Genomic DNA, 12,732 nt, shown 5'->3' with positions numbered 1-12,732 from the left:
CGTAACCTCAGGGCATGCCCGTCATTCTGAAGTTGTTGACTGCCGCCCTCTTCACTTGCCTGAGCCTCGCCGCTTATGGCGAGAAACTGCGCATTGTCACCGAGCCCTGGGCGCCCTACGTGTATGAGGACCAGGGCAGCATGCGGGGGCTGGATTATGAAACCACGGTGATTGTGTTCCAGCGCCTGGGCGTAGATGTGGAATGGCAGTTCCTGCCCTGGAAGCGCTGCCTGGCCATGCTGGACCAAGGCCATGCCGATGGCGCTTTGGATATTTTCCACAGCCATGAGCGCGACGCCTTGCTGCTATACCCCAGTGAGCCGTTGTCCGAAGTGGAGTTCACGCTGTTCTACGCCAATGAGCGTCCCCACCCCGTGCACAACCTCGAAGACCTGAGCGGCCTGACCGTCGGCACGTCGCCAGGCTACCTGTACGGCGCGGCGTTCAGCGACTCCCCCCTGTTCAATCGTGAACCGGCACCGAGCCATGAGGCCAACTTCGGCAAATTGATGCTGGGACGCATCGACCTGGTGATCACCGACCGTCGAGTGGGCCAGCATGTGATCAAGGCGCTGGGCCTGGAAGGCAAGGTCAGCCAGGCGCCGGCCGTGGTCAGTCGCCAGCAGCAATTTCTCGCGGTACGCCGTGGCGCAGGCATGGACCTCCTGGTACAGCGCTTTGCCGCCGAGCTCAAACGCTTCAAGCAAGAGCCGGCCTATAGCGCCTTGAGTGCCAAATATGGTGGAATCCAGGCCATTACGGCCTCTGAACGCACCGTTGAGCAGCAGGAAAGCAGCGCACAGTGATTGCTCTGTTATACTCCGGCCTTTCCGCCAGGCTCACGCCCGGCCGCTGAGGTCTTGAAAAAGGCACCCAACCCCGCTACAGCGCAGCTTTCAGCCCGCGCGAGCCGGTGGAGTGCCCGCCAGACGCAGCAGGACCGGACGGGGTTGCGCTCCCCTAAGCGCCATTCACGCCCGGCAAGATTATCCCTTTGGGCCAAGCCCTAACTAAAACAGGATTACTCATGTCCTTTGCTTCCCTCGGTCTCTCCGAGGCTTTAGTCCGCGCCATCGAGGCAGCGGGCTATACCGAGCCTACTCCGGTGCAACAGCGGGCCATTCCCGCCGTGTTGCAAGGTCGCGACCTGATGGTTGCGGCTCAGACAGGTACTGGTAAAACCGGCGGTTTCGCCCTCCCGATTCTGGAGCGGTTGTTCCCCAACGGTCACCCGGACAAATCCCAGCGTCACGGCCCACGCCAACCGCGCGTACTGGTCCTGACCCCAACCCGCGAACTCGCCGCCCAGGTGCATGACAGCTTCAAGCTGTATGCCCGCGACCTGAAGTTCGTCAGCGCCTGCATCTTCGGCGGCGTCGGCATGAACCCACAGGTTCAGGCCATGTCCCGTGGCGTCGACGTGCTGGTGGCCTGCCCCGGTCGTTTGCTCGACCTGTGCGGCCAAGGCAGCGTCGACTTGTCCCACGTGGAAATCCTCGTGCTGGACGAAGCCGATCGCATGCTCGACATGGGCTTTGTCCATGACGTGAAAAAGGTCCTCGCCCGCCTGCCAGCCAAACGCCAGAACCTGCTGTTCTCGGCCACGTTCTCCCAGGACATCACCGCCCTGGCCGGCAAGCTGCTGCACAACCCGGAGCGCATCGAAGTCACGCCGCCGAACACCACGGTCGAGCGTATCGAGCAACGCGTCTTCCGCCTGGCCGCCAGCCACAAGCGTGCGCTGCTGGCGCACCTGATCACCGCAGGCGCCTGGGAACAGGTGCTGGTGTTCACCCGCACCAAGCACGGCGCCAACCGCCTGGCCGAGTACCTGGACAAGCACGGCCTCACCGCCGTCGCCATCCACGGCAACAAGAGCCAGAACGCGCGCACCAAGGCCCTGGCTGATTTCAAGGCCGGCTCGGTGCGCATCCTGGTGGCCACCGATATCGCCGCTCGCGGCCTGGATATCGACCAACTGCCGCACGTGGTCAACTTCGAGCTGCCGAACGTCGATGAAGACTACGTACACCGTATCGGCCGTACCGGCCGTGCCGGTCGTTCGGGCGAGGCCATCTCCCTGGTCGCGCCGGACGAAGAAAAACTGCTGAAAAGCATCGAGCGCATGACCAAGCAGAAAATCGCCGATGGCGACCTGATGGGCTTCGATGCCAGCGCCGTGGAGGCCGAAAAGCCAGAAGCGCGCGAGCGCCCGGACGTGCGCAACCCGCGCAACCCACGCGGTCCGAAGGGCGATGGCCCGAACGGCGGCGGGGGTGGCGGTGGTCGTCGCGACAAGGGCAAGGACAAGGGCAAGGAAAAATCCGCCACCAGCGGCCGTGGCGAACGCCCGGCCCGTGAGCAGAAACCCCGCGAAGGCACCCCGGCCCGCGAACAGCGCCAGCCGAGCCAACCGCCACGCGCTGCTGCCGACCGTGCTCCGGACGAGTTCCTCGACGACGATGTGGATAACTTCGGTAACCGCGTTGACTACGTGCCCCAGGCCAAACCGGCCCAAGGCCGTGGCCGTCGCCCTGGTGCTCCGGCGCAGGGCGCGGGTGCAGGCGCTCCACGTGGCGGCCAGCCACAGGGCGGCCGTCAGAATGGCCCTCGCAACAGCAGCGGCGGTACCACCGGTACGCCGCCTGCCAAGCGCAATGGCCCGCGCAATGGCGCACCCCGTGACGGCCAGGCCCGTCGCGAAGACTCGCGCAACAACAATCGCCGCCCGGCCCGTGACGACCAGCCTCGCTTGTCCGAACCGGCTGTGCAGAACCCGCGCGGTGGCCCGGCGCCGAAGATCATCCACAAGGAGTCGAAAGTAGATCGCTTCCCGACACCGGAGCAACTGGATCAGTTGCCAGGCCGTCCTCGTGGTGAGAAGCCAGCGCTGCTGACACGCAATCGCTGAGTTTACAAGCCCCATAAAAAAGCCCCGCATCTTTCGATGCGGGGCTTTTTTTGTGCAGGCAGAAATTACTTCTGCTTGACACCTTCCAGCGAGATGTCCAGGTCCACTGTCTGCGAGGACGGGCCTGGGCCTTTGATACCGAAGTCGTTCAGGTTGACGGTGGTCTTGGCGTTGAAGCCGGCACGTTCGCCGCCCCATGGATCCTTGCCTTCACCGTTGAAAGTGGCCTTGAAGGTCACAGACTTGGTTACGCCGTGGAAGGTCAGGTCGCCGGTTACGTCAGCGGTTTTTTCGCCAGTGGGCTTGACTGCGGTGGACACAAACTTGGCGTCGGCAAACTTGGCAACGTCCAGGAAGTCTTTGCTGGCGATGTGCTTGTCACGCTCTGCGTGGTTGGACCACAGGCTGGCGGTCTTCACATCGACCGCGATTTTGCTGGCCTCTGGCTTGGCGGCATCCCAGCTGAAGGTGCCGTCCCAGTCCTTGAAGGTACCGTGAATGTAGCTGTAGCCCAGGTGGCTGATTTTCCAGTCGATGAAGGCGTGCTGGCCTTCTTTGTCGATCTTGTAGTCAGCAGCCATCACCTGGCCTGCGGACAGCAGGGCAGTACCGATTGCCAGAGCAGCGAGGGTCTTTTTCAACATGCTTTCTATTCCTTGTGAGTCGAGGTTGAACATCAGGCTTTGCGCCCCAGCATTCGCGTGAGGGTCGCATCACGATCGATAAAGTGGTGTTTCAATGCAGCCACGCCGTGCAAGCCGGCGAAGACCACCAACACCCAGGCCAGGTACAAGTGCACCACGCCGGCGGTGTCTGCCTGGTCCGGTAGCCCGGAAACCACGGCAGGAATCTCAAACAGACCAAACACCGGGATACCGACACCGTCTGCGGTGGAAATCAGGTAACCGGCGATCATCACGGCAAACAGCCCGAGATAAAGGAAGGCGTGACCAAAGGCCGCGCCGATACGGGTCATGCGGCTGTAACTGGCCAACGGTGGCGGCGGCGGGCTCACCAGGCGCCAGACGATACGCACCAGCATGATGGCGAACAGCGTGATGCCAATGCTCTTGTGCAGGTCCGGCGCTTCTTTGCGCCAGGCGCTGTAGTAGTCGAGGCCGACCATCCACAGGCCCAGGGCGAACAAGCCAAACACCACCAGGGCCACGCCCCAGTGCAAAACCATGCTGACCCAACCATAGCGGGCCGGTGAATTGCGTAGCTGCATGTACTTAATCCCGTAAGAACTGTGCCCAAGACTAGCGATTTACCTATCGAATTAAAGCCGAAAATTTCGCTTTGAAATATCGAGAAATACGATCAAGAGGTTATGCACAGTACGTTAACAATGGATTAAGGACTATTCCTTAGAAACGTGACAGACCGTCTCGCGTTTACTGCGAATTCACCGGTAATGGCTTGTGACACAGCCGCCCATTGCATAGGCTTGCGCGATTGTTTCACCTGCGCCGGCCGCAGGACCGCTTCGAGGAGATCACCGATGGGCTTGAACAACCAGTGGATGCAACGCGACCTTGCCGTGCTGTGGCATCCCTGCACCCAGATGAAAGACCACCAGCAACTGCCGCTGATCCCGATCAAGCGCGGTGAAGGCGTATGGCTGGAAGACTTCGAAGGCAAGCGCTACCTCGACGCCGTCAGCTCCTGGTGGGTCAACGTGTTCGGCCACGCCAACCCGCGCATCAACCAGCGCATCAAGGACCAGGTCGATCAACTGGAACACGTGATCCTCGCCGGTTTCAGCCACCAGCCGGTGATCGAGCTGTCCGAGCGTCTGGTGGCGATGACGCCCGAAGGCCTGACCCGGTGCTTCTATGCCGACAACGGCTCGTCGTGCATCGAAGTCGCGCTGAAAATGAGCTTCCACTATTGGCTCAACCGCGGCCTGCCGAACAAGAAGCGCTTCGTCACCCTGACCAACAGCTACCACGGCGAAACCATCGCCGCGATGTCGGTGGGCGACGTGCCGCTGTTTACCGAGACCTACAAGGCGCTGTTGCTCGACACCATCAAAGTACCAAGCCCGGACTGTTACCTGCGCCCCGAAGGCGTGAGCTGGGAAGACCACTCGCGCACGATGGCCCGGGTGATGGAACAGACCCTCGCCGAGCACCACGACACCGTGGCCGCTGTGATTATCGAACCGCTGATCCAGGGCGCCGGTGGCATGCGCATGTACCACCCGGTTTACCTCAAGCTATTGCGCGAAGCCTGCGACCGTTACGGCGTGCACCTGATCCACGACGAAATCGCTGTTGGCTTCGGCCGTACCGGCAGCATGTTCGCCTGCGAGCAAGCCGGTATCCGCCCGGATTTCCTGTGCCTGTCCAAGGCGCTCACCGGCGGCTACCTGCCGCTGGCAGCCGTGGTCACCACCGAAGACGTGTACAGCGCGTTCTACGACGACTACCCCACCCTGCGCGCCTTCTTGCACTCCCACAGCTACACCGGCAACCCGCTGGCGTGTGCGGCGGCACTGGCGACGCTGGATATCTTTGAAGAAGACAACGTCATCGAGAACAACAAGGCCCTGGCCCAGCGCATGGCCACCGCCACTGCGCACCTGGTGGACCACCCTCACGTCTCGGAAGTACGCCAGACCGGCATGGTGCTGGCCATCGAGATGGTCCAGGACAAAGCCACCAAGACCGCCTACCCGTGGCAGGAACGCCGTGGCTTGAAGGTATTCGAGCACGCCCTGGAGCGCGGTGCGCTGTTGCGGCCGCTGGGCAGTGTGGTGTACTTCCTGCCGCCCTATGTGATTACCCCGGAGCAGATCGACTTCCTCGCCGAGGTCGCCAGCGAAGGCATCGATATCGCCACCAACAGCACAGTCAGTGTGGCGGTGCCAAAAGACTTCCACCCAGGCTTCCGTGATCCGGGCTGATTGCCCGCACTCCTTTTTCAGAGAACAGAAATGAGACTGTCCCGCTTTTTCACCGACACCCCGCTGAGCATCGGCGACCACGAACTGCCCGAAGCCCAGGCGCACTACATCAGCCGCGTGCTGCGCATGGGCGAAGGCGATGCCGTGCAATTGTTCGACGGCTCCGGCCAGGAGTTCCTGGGCACGCTGCTGGAAGTCGGCAAGAAACGCGTCACTGTGCAACTGACAGAGTGCTTCGCAGGCCAGGCCGAATCACCGCTGCATATCCACCTCGGCCAGGGCCTGTCACGGGGCGAGCGTATGGACTGGGCGATCCAGAAAGCCACCGAACTGGGCGTCAACGCGATTACGCCGATTTTCAGCGAGCGTTGCGAAGTACGCCTCAAGGACGAGCGTGCCGACAAACGCTTGCTGCACTGGCGCCAGGTGGCGATCAGCGCCTGTGAACAATGCGGGCGTTCGACGGTGCCGGCGATCCACCCGCCGCTGCTGCTGGCAGACTGGTTGAAGCAGACCGAGGCGCAGTTGAAGCTGGTGCTGCACCCGGTGGCCGAGCCGATGATCAGCCATGCCAAGCCTGCCAGCCTGGCCTTTCTGATCGGCCCCGAGGGCGGCTTGACCGACCATGAAGTCGAAACCGCCCAAGGCGCCGGCTACCACGCCGCCCGCCTCGGCCCGCGGGTGTTGCGTACCGAGACGGCGCCGGTGGTGGCGCTGGCCGTCGCCCAGCAGTTGTGGGGCGACTTCTAGGGGTTACTCCACCGGATCGCTGATCGGCTGGGCAATGATCGCCTTCAACTCGCTGGTCATCGGGAACTCCAGGTTCAGGCCCTTGGGTGGAATCGGCTGTTCGAACCAGCGCTGGTAAATCCCATTGATCTCGCCGCTGCGGTACAGGTCTGCGAGCGTCTCGTTGACCACCGCCAGGAACTGCGGGTCGTCCTTGCGCACCATGCAGCTGTAGATTTCCCGCGATTGCTCCTCGCCCACCACCACCCAGTTGTGCGGGTCCTTGGCCTTGGCGCGTTCGCCGTAGAGCAACGCGTCGTCCATGTAGAACGCCGCCGCGCGGCCGGTCTCAAGCATCTTGAAGGCTTCGCCATGGTCCTTGGCGCTGATCACGAAGATATTGGCCTTGTGCTCGGCGTTGTAGCTCTTGAGGAAACGCTCGTTGGTGGTGCCGGCCGTGGTCACCACGTTCTTGCCTGCAAGGTCCGCAAAGCCTTGGATGCCACTGTCTTTTGCCGTGAGCAACTGCCCCTTCACATAGATAAACCCGTAGGAGAACGCTACTTGCTTCTGGCGCTCGGCGGTCACCCCGGTGGAGCCACACTCCAGGTCGACGGTACCGTTCTGCACCAGCGGGATACGAGTCTGAGACGTCACCAGGTTGTACTTCACAGTGAGCTTGGCCACCCCGGTTTTCTGTTGGATGCGCTCGACGATCTTGTTCGCCAACTCCACCGAATAGCCCATGGGTTTGCCACTGTTATCCCCCACGTAGGAAAACGGTACCGACGCATCGCGATAGCCCAAGGTGATGGACTTGGCGTCGGCAATCTTGCCCAGCGTACCGTCCAGCGGCGTTTGATTGGCATGGGCCTGCGCGGCCAGCAAAAGCCCCAGGGTGCAGCCGGTCAACAGGATCTTTTTCATTGTTATTCTCCGTTGGTTTTCGGTTTGTGAGTCTTTACGCAGCGCGAGGCGTAAGGCCCTGCATATCAATGGAAGGCGTTCGCCGGCCGATCAACTCGGCCAGTAACTGGCCGCTGCCACAGGCCAGGGTGAAGCCGAGTGCGCCGTGACCCAGGTTCAGCCACAGGTTGCGGTAGACACCCGCGCCAATCAGCGGCACACCGGTCGGGGTGGCCGGGCGCATGCCGGCCCATTCCACTGCGTGGGCGTAATCCCCCGCCAGCGGAAACGTCTGCACGGCCTGGCGTTTCATCAGCGCCAGGCGTTTGGGTTCGAGGCGGGCGTCGAAACCGACGATATCGACCATGGCGGCGACCCGCAGTTGTTCGCCGATACGTGCGTAGACCATCTTGCGGTCATAGTCGGTGATGCTCACGTTCGGCGCCTGGTGCCGAGCGCCAATCGGCACGCTGAGGCTGTAGCCCTTGAGCGGGTACAGCGGCAGCGACACGCCCAACTCGGCGCTGCGATACCCCGCCGCCAGCACCAGGTGTTCGACCGGCATCACTTCATCATCGATCTCGATGGCCTGCACCGCGCCCTCGGCATGGCGGATCCCGGTGACCTTGCGCCCCAACAAGAAGGTGCAACGCCCCGATGCCTCCAGCCGCGCCGCCAATCGCTGGCAGAAGGCATGACAATCGGCGACCTCTTCATTGGGTGTATAGATCCCGCCGACAAATCCACCGCCCGCCAGCGCCGGCTCCAGGCGAGCGCAATCAGCGGCCGACAGCACCTGCTGTTGCAGGATATCGGTGACCTTGCCGCGGGCATGCTCAAAGGAGCTGGCGTTGCGAAAGGTCACTAGCTTGCCGTTGCGCCGCCAGTCGAAACCGTCCAGGTGGTCGTGCTCGCGCCACTGCTGCAAGGTGTCCTGGCTCAGGCAGGCCAGGCGCAACAGGTGCGCGGCATTGCGCTTATTCACCGAGCCACGGCAGGCACCCAGGAACGCCGCCATCCAGCGCCATTGCCGGGGGTCGAGGCGCGGGCGCAGCTTCAGCGGCGAGTCACCACGCAGCAACCAGCCAATGGCTTGCAGCGGCACGCCAGCATCGGCCAGGGGCGCCACGTAGCGATAGGATAATTGCCCGCCGTTGGCGAAGCTGGTCTCACTGCCCAGGGTCTCGCGTGCATCGATCACCGTCACCTCATGACCTGTACGCACCAACGCGTATGCGCTGGCCAGACCAATCACCCCACCGCCAATGATGCACACCATCTTTGCCGCCCACCGTTGAATCAAGAGGCCTCAAGCCTAAGAGCAGGTGACAGGCCACCGACAATGAATAAAGATGGGTCACCTATAAACAAAGGTTATGGACTTGCCATGCGCTTGCGTCATATCGAAATCTTCCAGGCCATTCGCCAGACCGGTTCGGTCAGCGCCGCCGCGCAATTGCTGCATGTCTCGCAACCGGCGGTGACCAAAGTGTTGCAACACGCCGAATTGCAGTTGGGCTTCCCCCTCTTCCTGCGGGTACGCGGCAAGTTGCTGCCCACCCCGGAAGCCCTGGCGCTGGAAAGCGAAGTGGAGAAAGTCACCGATAGCCTGCAGGGTGTGCGGCGCCTGGCCAAGGCCTTGCGCCGAGAACCGGGCCAGAGTGTGCGCATCGGCGCGATCCCGGCGCTGGCGCTGTCGCTGCTGCCGCCGGCGATTCTGCAGTGGAAAAACGATTACCCGGACATGACCTGCGAGCTGTCCAGCGACCATAGCCGCGAGCTGGTGCAGAAGCTGCTGATGCGTGAGATTGACCTGGCGCTGACGCTCAACTTTTCCGGCCATCCGGGGTTGACCACGCAGGTGCTGGCGGGCGGTGTGCTGGTGGCATTGGCGTCCAAAGGCTATTGGCCGCCAGCCGAACTGAGCCAGCCCTTGTCGTTGGCTGACCTGGCAGGCGCACCGCTGATCGGCCTCTCCAGCGCCGACCCATTGGCGGCGAAGCTCGACAGCTACCTGGAAAACGTCGACCCACCGCCCAGGGTGACAATCTCGGTGCAAACCTATTCCCTGGCCCGCGCCATGGTGGAATCCGGCGCGGGTCTGACGGTGATCGACCCCTTCACCGCGCTGGGCGCGTCGACAACCACTACCTGCATCCGCCCCCTGACCCCGCCGCTGCCAATCACCCTGTACGCCCTGACCCGCGCCGACGAGGCGCCGCCGCATATGTTGGCCAATCTGCTGGAGATTTTTGGCCACCGTGCCAGGGAGCTTATGGAGCGGCTATAAGACGTAATGCATGATCGCCACAAAATGCAGGAGGCTGCCGCCGATCACAAACAAATGCCAGATGCCATGGGAATGCCGCAGGCGATCCTCCAAGGCAAAAAAGATAATGCCGACGGTGTACAACACCCCGCCCGAGGCCAGCCAGATAAACCCGGCCGTCCCCAATGCTGCCAGCAACGGCTTGACCGCCACCAGCACGATCCAGCCCATCACCGCATAGATCACGATCGACAGGATGCGCGCCTCCGAGCGCGGCTTGATCTCCTGCAAAATCCCGATCACCGCCAGCCCCCACACAATCCCGAACAGCGTCCAGCCCCACGGCCCGCGCAGGGTCACCAGGCAAAATGGCGTGTAGCTGCCGGCGATCAACAGGTAGATCGAAAAGTGATCGACCTTCTGCATGATCTCTTTTCGCCGCCCCTGCACGCTGTGGTACACGGTGGACGCGCTGTACAGCACCATCAAGGTAAACCCATAGATCGCCACGCTGACGATCTTCCAGGGGCTGCCGTCCAGGCTCGCCACCACCAACATCCACACGGCGCCAATACACGCCGCGACTGCACCGAGCAAATGGCTCCAGGCGTTGAATCGTTCCCCGTGGTACATCTGTCACTGGCCTCCTGTAACCGTTAGGACTGGCTGGCAAGCGTCCAGCCTTGCGCATAAGAGTGCAAGCGGCTTATGACGTTCCGGCGACGCCGAACGGTTTTGCGGGCACAATCGACGGCATTCGAACAAGAGCCACGGCCATGCTGATCGACGAAGAATTCACCCTCAAGAAACTGGAAATCTTCCTGGCGTTCATGCGCACCGGCAACCTGACCCGCGCCGCCGCCGAGCTGCAAACCAGCAATGTGAGCGTACACCGCGCCATCCACTCCCTGGAAAACGCCCTGCGCTGCCCTCTGTTCAAGCATGAAGGGCGCAACCTCACCCCGCTGGAAAGCGCGTACGTCCTCGAAGAACGTGCGCAGAAACTGGTGGCCGACGTGGTCGACAGCGTACGCCTGACCCGCGAAGCCGCCGGGTTCTCCGCCGAACGCTTCAAACTGGGCTCGCTGTATTCGCTGACGGTGAAAACCGTGCCGCAATTGATCATGGGCCTGAAGATCCGCCGCAGCGAGCTCAATATCGACCTGATCCTGGGTTCCAACTTCGACCTGCTCTACAAGCTCAAGAACATGGAAGTAGACGCGATCCTCATCTCCTTGGATGAGCACGCCAACGACCCCGACTGCGAACAGATCGCGCTGTTTTCCGACGATATATTCCTCGCCACCCCGGCCGACTCACCCTTCGACCGCGAGCAAGAAATCGACCTCGCCGACGTGCGCGACGCGACCTTCATCACCCTCACCCAAGGCTTCGCCACGCACCAGGATGGCAACCGTGTGTTCAAGCAGGCGGGGTTCGAGCCGAAGGTGGCGATGCAGGTCAATGATATCTTCACGCTGCTGAGCATGGTCAGCTCGGGCGTGGGTTATGCGCTGCTGCCGGGGCGGATCGCGGCGGTGTATGAGAACCGCGTGAAGCTGATACCGCTGCAACCCAGGTATCGGTTGCAGCAGCATATCGGGGTGGTGTTCCTGAAGGCCAAGGAAAGGGACCCGAACCTGCTGGCGTTGTTGGCGGAGTGTCGGATGTATGCCAATCGCCAAGTGTCAGCCTGACACACAGCCATCGGGGGCAGGCCCCCTCCCACACTTGAATGTGTTCGCAGTTCAAATGTGGGAGGGGGCTTGCCCCCGATGAGGCCCTGATAGACCCCTTACCCAACCAGGCCGCGCACAATGAAATACAGCAACGAAGGCCCAAGCAGGCAGCCCAGCCCGGTGTGGAACGTCGCCGTCAGCGCGCCATACGGCACCAGCCGCCGATCCGTCGCCGCCAGCCCCGCCGTCACACCGCTGACGGTGCCGGCCAACCCACCAAACACCATCGCCGAACGCGGGTTGTCCAAGCCCATCCAGCGCGCCGCGACCGGCGTACCGACCATGACCAGGATCGCCTTGATCAAGCCGGTGGCAATCGACAGCGCCATCACATCCGAGGTCGCGCCAATTGCCGCGCCGGTCACCGGGCCGACGATGTAGGTCACAGCCCCTGCGCCAATGGTGGTCATGCTGATCGCATCGCGATAACCAAACGCCCAAGCCATGCTCGCGCCTACGATGAACGGCAGGATCGTCCCCAGCAGCAGCGCGATCACGCCAATCATCCCGGCCTTGCGCGCCTCGGTGGCTTGCACTTCGAACGCCGTGGCGACGATGGCAAAGTCGCGCAGCATTGCCCCACCCATCAACCCAATGCCAGAGAACAGCGCCAGGTCCGCCAGGCCTTTCTGGCCACCGGTGATCGTACCGCCGACCCAGGCCAATACCAGGCCGATGACGATGGCAATCGCCGAGCCATGAATGCGCCCGAAGGTCAGGCGCCTGGACAGCACCACGGAAATCCACATCACCACACCCACGAAGGCAAACGCGGTGATCAGGCCGTTGTGTTCCAGGCCTTTTTCGATGAGATCCCACATATCAGCGACCTCCCACTGGAGCAATCAGCGGCTCTTCATCGGGCAACGGTTCGCCCTTGTGCGTGCGGCTGATCAGGGCAATCGTGCAACCGCATACCACTACCGAACCAATCGCGGCGAGCACCGCCACCGGGCCGCCGTGCAGGGCGGTGACCACGTTTTGTTGCGCAGCCATCGCCACCACCACCGGGATGTACATCGCGCCCCAGAAGCCAACGCCCATTTCACAATCCTTGGTCATGCCACCGCGCTTTTGCATCCACAGGCGGGCGCAGATCAACAGGATCATCGCGATCCCCACCCCGCCCACATTGGATTTGACACCCAGCAACACGCCGAGCATGTCGCCCATGATCACGCCCGCGAGCGTACAGATCGCCAGTAATGCCACACCGTAGATAATCATTGTTGTTGTCCTCAAAGTGCTCTATCGAAATTGTTGTTGTTGT

The 12,732-nt window shown here is 62.2% G+C and carries 13 protein-coding genes; 6 read left to right on the top strand and 7 right to left on the bottom strand.

Annotated features, from left to right (window positions below; all coding sequences use genetic code 11):
• The first annotated feature begins 14 nt into the window (after window positions 1–14).
• Window positions 15–806, top strand: coding sequence for a substrate-binding periplasmic protein (locus BMX59_RS06610; RefSeq protein ID WP_092242049.1), 792 nt, complete (start codon window positions 15–17; stop codon window positions 804–806).
• A 221-nt stretch (window positions 807–1,027) separates the two neighbouring features.
• Window positions 1,028–2,911, top strand: coding sequence for an RNA helicase RhlE2 (locus BMX59_RS06605; RefSeq protein ID WP_071490343.1), 1,884 nt, complete (start codon window positions 1,028–1,030; stop codon window positions 2,909–2,911).
• 65 nt (window positions 2,912–2,976) lie between these two features.
• On the opposite strand, the gene BMX59_RS06600 is transcribed toward BMX59_RS06605, so the two are convergent.
• Window positions 2,977–3,555 (bottom strand): YceI family protein, encoded by a 579-nt coding sequence (locus tag BMX59_RS06600; RefSeq protein ID WP_092242046.1) that lies wholly within the window; start codon window positions 3,553–3,555, stop codon window positions 2,977–2,979.
• Window positions 3,556–3,587: 32 nt separating this feature from the next.
• Entirely contained in the window at window positions 3,588–4,139 is a 552-nt protein-coding gene (locus tag BMX59_RS06595; RefSeq protein ID WP_092242044.1) for a cytochrome b, read from the bottom strand.
• Window positions 4,140–4,412: 273 nt separating this feature from the next.
• Between BMX59_RS06595 and BMX59_RS06590 the strand changes: the two genes are divergently transcribed.
• Together BMX59_RS06590 and BMX59_RS06585 are read left to right on the top strand one after the other, a co-directional pair.
• Window positions 4,413–5,819 carry an adenosylmethionine--8-amino-7-oxononanoate transaminase gene (locus tag BMX59_RS06590; protein ID WP_093120675.1) on the top strand — a complete coding sequence of 469 codons (1,407 nt, stop codon included), beginning with the start codon at window positions 4,413–4,415 and terminating at the stop codon, window positions 5,817–5,819.
• A gap of 30 nt (window positions 5,820–5,849) precedes the next feature.
• Window positions 5,850–6,569, top strand: coding sequence for a 16S rRNA (uracil(1498)-N(3))-methyltransferase (locus tag BMX59_RS06585; protein ID WP_071490347.1), 720 nt, complete (start codon window positions 5,850–5,852; stop codon window positions 6,567–6,569).
• Between the two features lie 3 nt (window positions 6,570–6,572).
• Here BMX59_RS06585 and BMX59_RS06580 read toward each other — a convergent pair whose 3' ends face one another.
• Window positions 6,573–7,475 carry a transporter substrate-binding domain-containing protein gene (locus BMX59_RS06580; protein WP_093120672.1) on the bottom strand — a complete coding sequence of 301 codons (903 nt, stop codon included), beginning with the start codon at window positions 7,473–7,475 and terminating at the stop codon, window positions 6,573–6,575.
• A gap of 34 nt (window positions 7,476–7,509) precedes the next feature.
• Window positions 7,510–8,754: a D-amino acid dehydrogenase gene (locus tag BMX59_RS06575; RefSeq protein WP_371914365.1), complete on the bottom strand. Its 1,245-nt coding sequence runs from the start codon at window positions 8,752–8,754 to the stop codon at window positions 7,510–7,512.
• An 87-nt stretch (window positions 8,755–8,841) separates the two neighbouring features.
• Between BMX59_RS06575 and BMX59_RS06570 the strand changes: the two genes are divergently transcribed.
• Window positions 8,842–9,744: a LysR family transcriptional regulator gene (locus BMX59_RS06570; RefSeq protein WP_093120666.1), complete on the top strand. Its 903-nt coding sequence runs from the start codon at window positions 8,842–8,844 to the stop codon at window positions 9,742–9,744.
• Here the strand turns inward: BMX59_RS06570 and BMX59_RS06565 are convergent.
• The gene (locus tag BMX59_RS06565) at window positions 9,739–10,356 is read right to left on the bottom strand and encodes a PAQR family membrane homeostasis protein TrhA (protein WP_058426584.1); all 618 of its coding nucleotides are present in this window, start codon (window positions 10,354–10,356) and stop codon (window positions 9,739–9,741) included. The genes BMX59_RS06570 and BMX59_RS06565 overlap by 6 nt on opposite strands.
• A 143-nt stretch (window positions 10,357–10,499) precedes the next feature.
• On the opposite strand from BMX59_RS06565, the gene BMX59_RS06560 reads away from it, so the two are divergent.
• Window positions 10,500–11,420, top strand: a complete 921-nt coding sequence (locus BMX59_RS06560) for a LysR family transcriptional regulator (protein ID WP_092242030.1) — start codon at window positions 10,500–10,502, stop codon at window positions 11,418–11,420.
• Between the two features lie 98 nt (window positions 11,421–11,518).
• Here the strand turns inward: BMX59_RS06560 and madM are convergent, their stop codons facing one another.
• Together madM and madL are read right to left on the bottom strand one after the other, a co-directional pair.
• Window positions 11,519–12,283 (bottom strand): malonate transporter subunit MadM, encoded by a 765-nt coding sequence (madM, locus tag BMX59_RS06555; protein WP_092242027.1) that lies wholly within the window; start codon window positions 12,281–12,283, stop codon window positions 11,519–11,521.
• Between the two features lies 1 nt (window position 12,284).
• Window positions 12,285–12,689: a malonate transporter subunit MadL gene (gene madL / locus BMX59_RS06550; protein ID WP_015886323.1), complete on the bottom strand. Its 405-nt coding sequence runs from the start codon at window positions 12,687–12,689 to the stop codon at window positions 12,285–12,287.
• Between the last annotated feature and the right edge of the window lie 43 nt (window positions 12,690–12,732).

It is taken from the genome of Pseudomonas sp. NFR09, from assembly GCF_900111535.1.
Classification (GTDB): Bacteria; Pseudomonadota; Gammaproteobacteria; order Pseudomonadales; family Pseudomonadaceae; genus Aquipseudomonas; species Aquipseudomonas extremorientalis.
Note: the sequence above shows the minus strand (reverse complement) of the source record. Positions and strands in the feature narration are given on the sequence as shown.

Excerpts from the sequence above, each read along its gene's own strand:
- BMX59_RS06610 (WP_092242049.1), top strand. The coding sequence starts at position 15 with ATGCCCGTCATTCTGAAGTTGTTGACTGCCGCCCTCTTCACTTGCCTG.
- BMX59_RS06605 (WP_071490343.1), top strand. The coding sequence starts at position 1,028 with ATGTCCTTTGCTTCCCTCGGTCTCTCCGAGGCTTTAGTCCGCGCCATC.
- BMX59_RS06600 (WP_092242046.1), bottom strand. The coding sequence starts at position 3,555 with ATGTTGAAAAAGACCCTCGCTGCTCTGGCAATCGGTACTGCCCTGCTG.
- BMX59_RS06595 (WP_092242044.1), bottom strand. The coding sequence starts at position 4,139 with ATGCAGCTACGCAATTCACCGGCCCGCTATGGTTGGGTCAGCATGGTT.
- BMX59_RS06590 (WP_093120675.1), top strand. The coding sequence starts at position 4,413 with ATGGGCTTGAACAACCAGTGGATGCAACGCGACCTTGCCGTGCTGTGG.
- BMX59_RS06585 (WP_071490347.1), top strand. The coding sequence starts at position 5,850 with ATGAGACTGTCCCGCTTTTTCACCGACACCCCGCTGAGCATCGGCGAC.
- BMX59_RS06580 (WP_093120672.1), bottom strand. The coding sequence starts at position 7,475 with ATGAAAAAGATCCTGTTGACCGGCTGCACCCTGGGGCTTTTGCTGGCC.
- BMX59_RS06570 (WP_093120666.1), top strand. The coding sequence starts at position 8,842 with ATGCGCTTGCGTCATATCGAAATCTTCCAGGCCATTCGCCAGACCGGT.
- BMX59_RS06565 (WP_058426584.1), bottom strand. The coding sequence starts at position 10,356 with ATGTACCACGGGGAACGATTCAACGCCTGGAGCCATTTGCTCGGTGCA.
- BMX59_RS06560 (WP_092242030.1), top strand. The coding sequence starts at position 10,500 with ATGCTGATCGACGAAGAATTCACCCTCAAGAAACTGGAAATCTTCCTG.
- madM (WP_092242027.1), bottom strand. The coding sequence starts at position 12,283 with ATGTGGGATCTCATCGAAAAAGGCCTGGAACACAACGGCCTGATCACC.
- madL (WP_015886323.1), bottom strand. The coding sequence starts at position 12,689 with ATGATTATCTACGGTGTGGCATTACTGGCGATCTGTACGCTCGCGGGC.